A 7,791-nucleotide genomic window follows, 5' to 3' on the forward strand; every position below is an offset into this window, starting at 1 on the left:
ATCATGTGGGGACGTGGTCCAGGTAGGACACACCGGTCGAGGTGATCTCGAGTACGCGGGCGGACGGAATGTCGAAGAACATTCCCGCGACGCGTACTCGACCCTCGGCCGCTGCCGCGCCGACGAGGGGATGGCGCCCGAGGGTTTGCACCTGGACCGCCACGTTCACCATGCCCAGCTGGTCGACCTCGTCGAATCCGAGTTCGGCCGCTGCACGTGCCACCGGATGACCGCTGAGGAACGCGTTCCGGCTCGGCTGCGCGAACGTCAGCCACTGTTCGACGGCGTCGCGATCGGACCCGTCGGTCTCGGTCGGTGCACTCGCGAGCACGGCCTTCATCGCGCCGCAGCCGGAGTGGCCGCACACGATCACCGAGCTGACCTCGAGTTCGTCGAGGGCGAAGGCCAGTCCCGCCTCGACCGACACGTCCTGTTTCCCGGTCGGGACGAGGTTGCCCACGTTGCGCACCGTGAACAGGTCGCCCGGACCGCTGCTGGTGATCACGTTCGGCACGATGCGTGAATCGGAGCAGGTGAGGAACAACGAGTCGGGGCGCTGCCCGTCCCGGAGTTCGTCGAGGTGCGGGAGCAGCTGAGCCGCGTTCCGCCGGTGATACTCCGACACTCCCGCGAGGACCGGCCGGAGTGCCGCCGGTGTGGTGGTGGAGTCCTCGGTGTCGGTGTGCCGCGGCTGCCAGCTCTTCCACGGGGCGAACCCGCGGGAGCTCACCACGCCGATGCCGCGCCGGGGCGGCGACGCGCCGACGGCGTCCATGTCGACGGGACCGAGCGCGTCGATCACGACCGTTCCGCCGTTCCGCTCGTGGTGACGCTTCCAGTCGTCGATCGCCTCGAACATGGCGTGGTCGAGGAAGTCGACCGCCAGTTCCACGGTGACGTGCGCGCCCTCGGGCACCTTCGCGAGGATCCCCGTCAACGCCGGCATGGACAGGAAGCTGCACGACCCCTCGACGGTCACGCGCCACCGCCCGGAATCCTCGGAGCCGACAGGTTCGGCCCGCATCTTGGGGTGGATGACCCGCCACAACAGCAGGACCACCGCGAGTGCGAGGCCGATGATCACACCCTCGAGCAGGTTCAGGAAGACCACGCCGGCCACGGTCACGCCGTACACCCACAGGTCGCCGGTGCGCCGGGCCGTCCGCAGATGAGCCATTTTGACGAGCTGGATGCCGATCACGATGAGGAGGCCGGCCAGCGCTGCCATCGGGATCTGCTCGACGAGCCCGGTGAGCAGCGCGGCGAAGACGAGGATCCACACGCCGTGCAGCACGGCGGACGCCCGGGTGCGCGCCCCGGCGGCCACGTTGGTGGAACTGCGCACGATCACACCGGTGACCGGCAGGCCGCCGATGAGACCCGAGAGCATGTTGGCCGAGCCCTGACCGACGAGTTCACGGTTGAACTCCGAACGCGTGCCGCCGTGCATCTTGTCGACGGAGACCGCGGACAACAGGCTCTCGACGCTCGCGATCAACGCGACCGTGAGTACGCCGGTGGCCACTGCGAGCCACGGGCCGTCCGGCATCGAAGGCAGTGCCACGGCGTCGAACAGGGAGCCGTCCAACGTGATTCGATCGATGTCGAGTGGGAGGACAAGGGACAGAACGGTGGCGGCGACGACGGCGACCAGCGGGCCGGGGAGCACCTGCAGCTTGCCGGGGATCTTCTTCCAGAACAGCAGGACGGCGATGACCACCGTTCCCACGAGGACGTCGCCGTAGCGGGCGGACGTCAGCTGGCCGGGGAGCTGAGTGAGGTTCTCGATGGTCGAGCTGTGCGAGCTGCCACCGAGTAGGACGTGAATCTGCTGGAGGGCGATCGTGATTCCGATACCGGCCAGCATGGCGTGGACCACGACCGGCGCGATGGCCAGGGCTGCACGGGCAATTCTACTGAGCCCGAAGATGATTTGAAGGAATCCGGCTGCGACGGTGATCGCGCACGTGGCCTTCCAGCCGAATGTGGCGACCAATTCTGCTACCACCACGGTCAATCCGGCGGCAGGACCGCTGACCTGGAGTGGTGAGCCACCGATGGAACCCGCCACCACACCGCCGACGATCGCCGCGATGAGCCCCGCCATGATCGGGGCGTCGGACGCGATCGCGATACCGAGCGACAGCGGCAGTGCAACGAGGAAGACGACGAGCGACGCGGGCAGGTCGTATCGCGCGTTATCTCGCAACCTTTCGCCGAGGGTCGGTCCGGGGGCGGGTGCACCGGATGGGGGTGCTTTCTCGTTCTCGAGGATCGACATGTCGTCACCTTACGGGCGGAGAACGACGAAACGCCCGAAACGGACGGGGTCTTGTGGCATGTGTCACTGTGACAGCACTTTTCACCCAGTTGAATCGAAAACTATTGGACAACAGTCCATTACATGAAGCTTAAAGTTCACAAAGTTCACGTCGCCCGCTCTCACACTGTGAGACGTGCCGGTCACCGAGGGAAAACGGTGACCGGCACGGCCGGTCGGACCTAGACGGACGTGGGCACGACAACCAGTGCCCAGACGAACATCGGGGCCGACAGCACGATCAGACCGCAGTAGGCGAGCATCTTGCGCTGGAAACGGCCCTTGTCCTCGACCTGCGCGTTGGCGAGCACCATCACGCCGTTCGTCGAGAACGGGCTGACGTCGACCACCGTCGCGGAGAATGCCAGGGCCGCGACGAATCCCACGGCGCCGACCTCTCCCATCGCGAGCATCGGCGCGGCGAGGGGCAACGCGATGCCGAGGGTACCGATCGACGATCCGAACGCGGAGATGATCGCAACCGCGTAGCAGAGGATCAACGCGGTCAGCAACGGCGATCCGAGAGCCGACGCCGCATCGCCGAGGAAGTCGAGCGTGCCGTTCTGCGTCATGACCGCCATGTAGGTGAGCATCCCGCACACGAGCACCACGGCCGGCCATGCCACGTTGTCGATGACCTTGGGGTGCGACTTGGGCGCCATCAGCAGCAGCACCGCACTGATGCAGATCGAGCTGACGCCGACGTCGATTCCGAACGCGACCGACCCGACGACGAGAAAGCCGATGCCGGCGAGCGTCGCGAACCGGTACCGATTCATCTTCACCGGCTTCATGCCTTCGTGGATCAGCGCCTCCTCGATGACCTCGCGATCGGTGAGGGTCGCGGTGTTCCCGCCCGGGCCGTTGCCCGACGCCACGCCCCCGGACGGCCGGCGCGAGGAACCGCCGAATCCTCCGTCGTCGGGCGTCTCCTCGACGGGGCGGGGAGTGCGGCGACCGATCAGGTCGAGGCCGTAGATCAGGAACAGCACGATCGCGATGGCCAGGTTGAGGACGAACGGCAGAGCGAACAGGACCAGGGGATTCGATCCGACGCCGGTCGAGTCCATCAGTCCGTTGATGAATGCGCCGTAGAGATTGATGGGTGAGAACGCGCAGGCCAGGGCACCATGGCTGATGACCATACCCATCAGGAACGGGTTGATCTTGTTCTTGGCCGCGAGAGGCATTGCGATGGGGGCGAGCATCCCGACCGCGAGGACGGACCCGAGGGCCATCAGCAGTCCGGACAGCAGGAACATCATCCACAGGATCGCCCACCGCCTGCCGCGCACGAGTCGGAGCGAGGCCTCGATGACGAGGTCGATGGTCCCGTTCGTCTTTGCTATGGCGAACAGCAGCGTGATGCCGCCGACGATGATGAACGTGCTGCCGGGGAAGGCGTCGATGATGTCCTCGACCGGGATCCCGGACACCCAGCCGCCGATGACGAACGCTCCGGCGAACGCGAGGATGCCCATGTTGATCGGGGTGAGGGTCGCCACTGTGAAGATCGCGATCAGAGCGACGATGGAGATTGTGTAGACCATGGTCGGCCTTTCGAGGTGAGTTCGCAGATCACACTGCGGTGAGGGGCCGAGCTTGGGCCAGAGCGTGTTTCACGGTGTCGACGGCGAGGCCGAGGGCCTGCTGATCGATACCGGTGTCGATGTCGTGCGCGTGCAGGTGCGCGACCAGTTCCTCGGTGGCGAGGTTGCCGTGGGCGCCGGGCGCGAACGGGCAGCCGCCGTACCCGCCGATGGCACTGTCGAAATGCGTGATGCCGAGCTGCCGGTGCGCGGCGATCACGGTGCCCAGGGCCTGACCGTGCGCGTTGTGGAGGTGCAGGCTCAGTTCGATGTCGGGGAGGGCGTCGCGTACCGCCCCGGCCGATGCGAGCACCTGCTCGGTGGTGGCCGTCCCCAGTGTGTCGGCCAGCCCGAGCCGGCGCACACCCATTGCGGCCATCGCGCTGGCCACCCGTACCAGTGTGGCGGGGGCGATGATGCCCTCGAACGGACAGACGAACGCGGTCGACACACCTCCGAGGAAACTCCGGTCCGGGTACTTCTGCAATGCCTCGGCAAGTCCGTGCAGCGCCTCGTCCGGGTTCCGGCCCGTGTTCGCCGTGCTGTGCCCGGCGCTGGCGGACGTCACGACCTGGATCTCTTCGATGCCGGTCGCGATCGCACGGTGCACCCCGCGCGGGTTGAGTGCCAGAGCGCTGTACGTGACCGACGGGTCGGTGCGGGGCAGCCGGGCGATGACGTCGTCGGCGTCCGCCATCTGCGGGACACGCGTGGGTGAGACGAACGATGCCGCTTCGATGTGCTTCACACCGGCGGCGACGAGGGCGTCCGCGACGGCGATCTTGTGGTCGGTGGAGACGACGACATCCTCGTCCTGCAGTCCGTCTCGCAGCACGACATCCGTTATGGTGACTGACATTTCACTTTCCTCCGATTCAGATGACGTTGCGGGCGCGGTAGTCGTCGAGCTGATCACCCGACAGATTCAGCAATCCGCCGAGGATCTCGTCGGTGTGCTCACCCAGTTCGGGTCCGGCCCAGCGGATCTGTGTGGGTTCGCCGTCGAGCTGCGGGACCACTCCGGGGAAGCGCACCTCTTCGGGTTCCCCGTCGACGGACACCTTCAGGCTCTGCAGCATGCCGCGGGCGTTGTAGTGCTCGTCGTCGGCGATCTGCACGGCGTCGTACACCTCGCCCACGGGCACACCGGCGGCGCCGAGTTCGGCGACGACGTCGCGGGGGCGACGCACCGACGTCCACGACGAGATGGCCTCGTCGAGTTCGGCTTCCCGACGGAATCGCTGATCACCGTCGGCGAGCTCGGGATCGTCGGCCAGATCGCCGCGCCCCACGGCCTGCATCAACCGGCCGAACACGCCACTCGAGTTGCCGGCGATGATGACGGAGCCGCCGTCGCACGGATAGACGCCGCTGGGCACCACGCCGGGCAGGTTGCCCGCGGTCCGTTCTCGGACCATGCCGTACGCGTCGTAGTCGGGGACGAGGGATTCCATCGCCATGAACACCGACTCGTACAGGGCCACGTCCGCGACGCGCGGGGTCGAGTGATCGCCCTGCCTCGCCTTGGCCAGCAACATCATCAGAGCGCCGATCGCGCCGTGCAGTCCGGCGAGCGTGTCGGCGATGGGGGCGGCGGCCCGGACCGATTGACGGTCCGGATAGCCGGTGACGTGCCGGAGTCCGCCGAAGGCCTCGGCGACGCCGCCGAAGCCGGTGCGCTCCCGGTACGGGCCCGTCTGCCCGTAGCCGGAGATCCGGACCAGCACGATGTCGGGGTTGGCGGCCGTCAGCTGGTCGGGCCCGATCCCCCACCGCTCGAGCGTTCCTGGACGGAAGTTCTCGATGACGACATCCGACTTCGCGGCGAGGTCGAGAATGATCGCGCGGCCCTCGTCGGTCCGGAGGTCGAGGGTGACGGACCGCTTGTTGCGCGCGATCGTGCGAAACATCATCGACGTCGCGCCGCGGCGGCGACGCCAGCCCCGCAGTTCGTCGCCGACGCCCGGTCGCTCGATCTTGACGACCTCGGCGCCGAAGTCGGCGAAGATGCGGCTCGCCATGGGGGCTGCGATGAAGTTGCCGAGTTCCAGCACACGGATGCCGTGCAGTGGGCCGTTCTCTGGGACCTGCATGTGAGAGTTCTCCCTCGTCGATCTGTACTGGATGACGACTGGGTTCCTACCTGCTGATTCTCATTATTTGGCAGTTAGATTCCCGTCTGATAAGAATGACGGTAGTGGTAGCAGTCACAATTGGCAATGCCCGGAGTCCGCGCCACACGACAATGGACGACGGGACGCTGCGGAATGCAGCAGGAATCCGCTGCTCGACAGGAGGAGAACACGGTGAGAGAACCACACGTCGTTGCGATCGATGGACGTTCGCCGCGCGCGGAGAAGACCACGTGGGTCGCGCCGACCGCCGCGGTGATCGGCGCCGCAACACTCGGCGCGGAGACCAGCGTCTGGTACGGCGCGGTGCTGCGTGCCGATTGCGATTCCATCACCCTCGGCGAGGGCAGCAACATTCAGGACGGAGTGGCCGTTCACGTCGATCCGGGTTTCCCCGTCGTCGTCGGCCGGAACGTCAGTGTGGGGCACAACGCCGTCCTGCACGGCTGCACCGTGGGGGACGGCGCCCTCGTGGGCATGGGAGCCACCGTCCTCAACGGAGCGGTGATCGGCGAGCAGTCGCTGGTCGCCGCCGGCGCGCTGGTACTCGAGGGCACGCGAATTCCGCCGCGCTCACTCGTCGCCGGCGTGCCCGCCAAGGTGCGTCGCGAACTGACCGACGACGAGGTGGCCCACAACGCCGCCAACGCAGCGGTCTACCGTCAACTGGCGCAGCAACATCGGTCGGCGGACGTCACCACGTTCGACATCGCCTGAGCGAGTCAGTCGCCCGGAACGGATTTCTCGATCTGCCGCGCGGCAGCGACGACTGCGCGGCCCATCGACGCACCCAGGTTCTTCCCCATCCGCCCCTCGGGACCCGACACGCACACGGCAGCCACGATCTCGCCGTGCCTGCGGACCGGCGCACTGATGGACGCGGATCCCGGTGTGCGTTCCGAAACCGACACCCACCAACCCGATTTCACGGCTTCGGGGTCTGCCTCCCAGTCTCCGGACAGCACGTGGCCGCTCGACCCCTGCGGTAGCGGTACCAACGTTCCGACGGGCAACGCCACCCGCAGTTCGTGCTGGGAATCGACGCTTGCGGCGCAGAGACGGGATTCGCCCCGGCGAACCCACAACTGCGCGGATTCCCCTGTCGCCTCGCTCAATTCCCGCAGCGCCGGAATCGCGAGGTCGCTCAACGCCGTGGTGACGAATCGCTGACCCAGGTAGAAGCGGCCTTCCTCATCCTTGCGCAGAAGGCCGTGCTTGACCATGTCGGTCGCCAGCCGGTACGTGGTCGACAGGGACAGGTCGAGTTCACGGGCGAGGTCGCTCGCGCCCATCGGGCTCGACTCGACGACGTCGAGGATCGCCACCGCGCGGGCGAGCACTCCGACGCCGATCTCACTCCGCGCAACCATCGCAGTCCATTTCTATTGCCCCATTGAAGTATTCAGATTGTATAGGAAAGCGGCGCGCGACCGTCCGCATCCCGTCGATACGGCTAGTTGCCCGGGTGCCGGTTGACGACGGGAACCGGGGCCGGTTACCTCTGTGACAGGCATTCGCCATTTCCCCGGTGCGTAGTCGCGCTCACCTCCCGGGCAACCGAAAACCGTTGCAAGGAAAGGCACCATCATGACGATCGAGCAGACTCTCACCGACAAGGAACGTCTGGCAGGTCTCGACCTCGGCCAGCTCGAGCAGCTGGTCGGGCTCGTCGAATACGACGGCACCCGCGACCCGTTCCCGGTCAGCGGCTGGGACGCCGTCGTCTGGGTGGTCGGCAACGCCACCCAGA

The 7,791-nt window shown here is 66.8% G+C and carries 6 protein-coding genes and 1 pseudogene; 2 read left to right on the plus strand and 5 right to left on the minus strand.

Translation table 11 applies throughout. From position 1 onward, the window contains the following. Position 1: 1 nt before the first annotated feature. The 4 genes from G9373_RS24265 to G9373_RS24280 all read right to left on the minus strand — a co-directional run bounded on the left by G9373_RS24265 (position 2) and on the right by G9373_RS24280 (position 6,002). Entirely contained in the window at positions 2-2,281 is a 2,280-nt protein-coding gene (locus G9373_RS24265; protein ID WP_005561915.1) for a bifunctional SulP family inorganic anion transporter/carbonic anhydrase, read from the minus strand. A 221-nt stretch (positions 2,282-2,502) separates the two neighbouring features. Continuing rightward, positions 2,503-3,870, minus strand: coding sequence for an SLC13 family permease (locus G9373_RS24270; RefSeq protein ID WP_054247057.1), 1,368 nt, complete (start codon positions 3,868-3,870; stop codon positions 2,503-2,505). A 28-nt stretch (positions 3,871-3,898) separates the two neighbouring features. Further along, on the minus strand, positions 3,899-4,768 hold the full coding sequence (locus G9373_RS24275; RefSeq protein ID WP_054247055.1) for a hydroxymethylglutaryl-CoA lyase: 870 nt from the start codon (positions 4,766-4,768) through the stop codon (positions 3,899-3,901). A 16-nt stretch (positions 4,769-4,784) separates the two neighbouring features. After that, a complete protein-coding gene (locus tag G9373_RS24280) occupies positions 4,785-6,002 on the minus strand; it encodes a CoA transferase (protein WP_054247054.1) in 1,218 nt (405 codons plus the stop codon). A 213-nt stretch (positions 6,003-6,215) separates the two neighbouring features. Between G9373_RS24280 and G9373_RS24285 the strand changes: the two genes are divergently transcribed. Then, complete coding sequence (locus G9373_RS24285; RefSeq protein WP_182623694.1) at positions 6,216-6,758, plus strand: gamma carbonic anhydrase family protein; 543 nt, start codon at positions 6,216-6,218, stop codon at positions 6,756-6,758. A 5-nt stretch (positions 6,759-6,763) separates the two neighbouring features. On the opposite strand, the gene G9373_RS24290 is transcribed toward G9373_RS24285, so the two are convergent. After that, positions 6,764-7,411, minus strand: coding sequence for an IclR family transcriptional regulator (locus G9373_RS24290; RefSeq protein ID WP_005570725.1), 648 nt, complete (start codon positions 7,409-7,411; stop codon positions 6,764-6,766). 217 nt (positions 7,412-7,628) lie between these two features. On the opposite strand from G9373_RS24290, the pseudogene G9373_RS24295 reads away from it, so the two are divergent. Continuing rightward, positions 7,629-7,791 (plus strand): annotated as a pseudogene (locus G9373_RS24295) (4-hydroxyphenylpyruvate dioxygenase); the annotation flags it as partial.

The organism is Rhodococcus sp. A14 (assembly GCF_011603105.1).
Taxonomy (GTDB): domain Bacteria; phylum Actinomycetota; class Actinomycetes; order Mycobacteriales; family Mycobacteriaceae; genus Rhodococcus_F; species Rhodococcus_F opacus.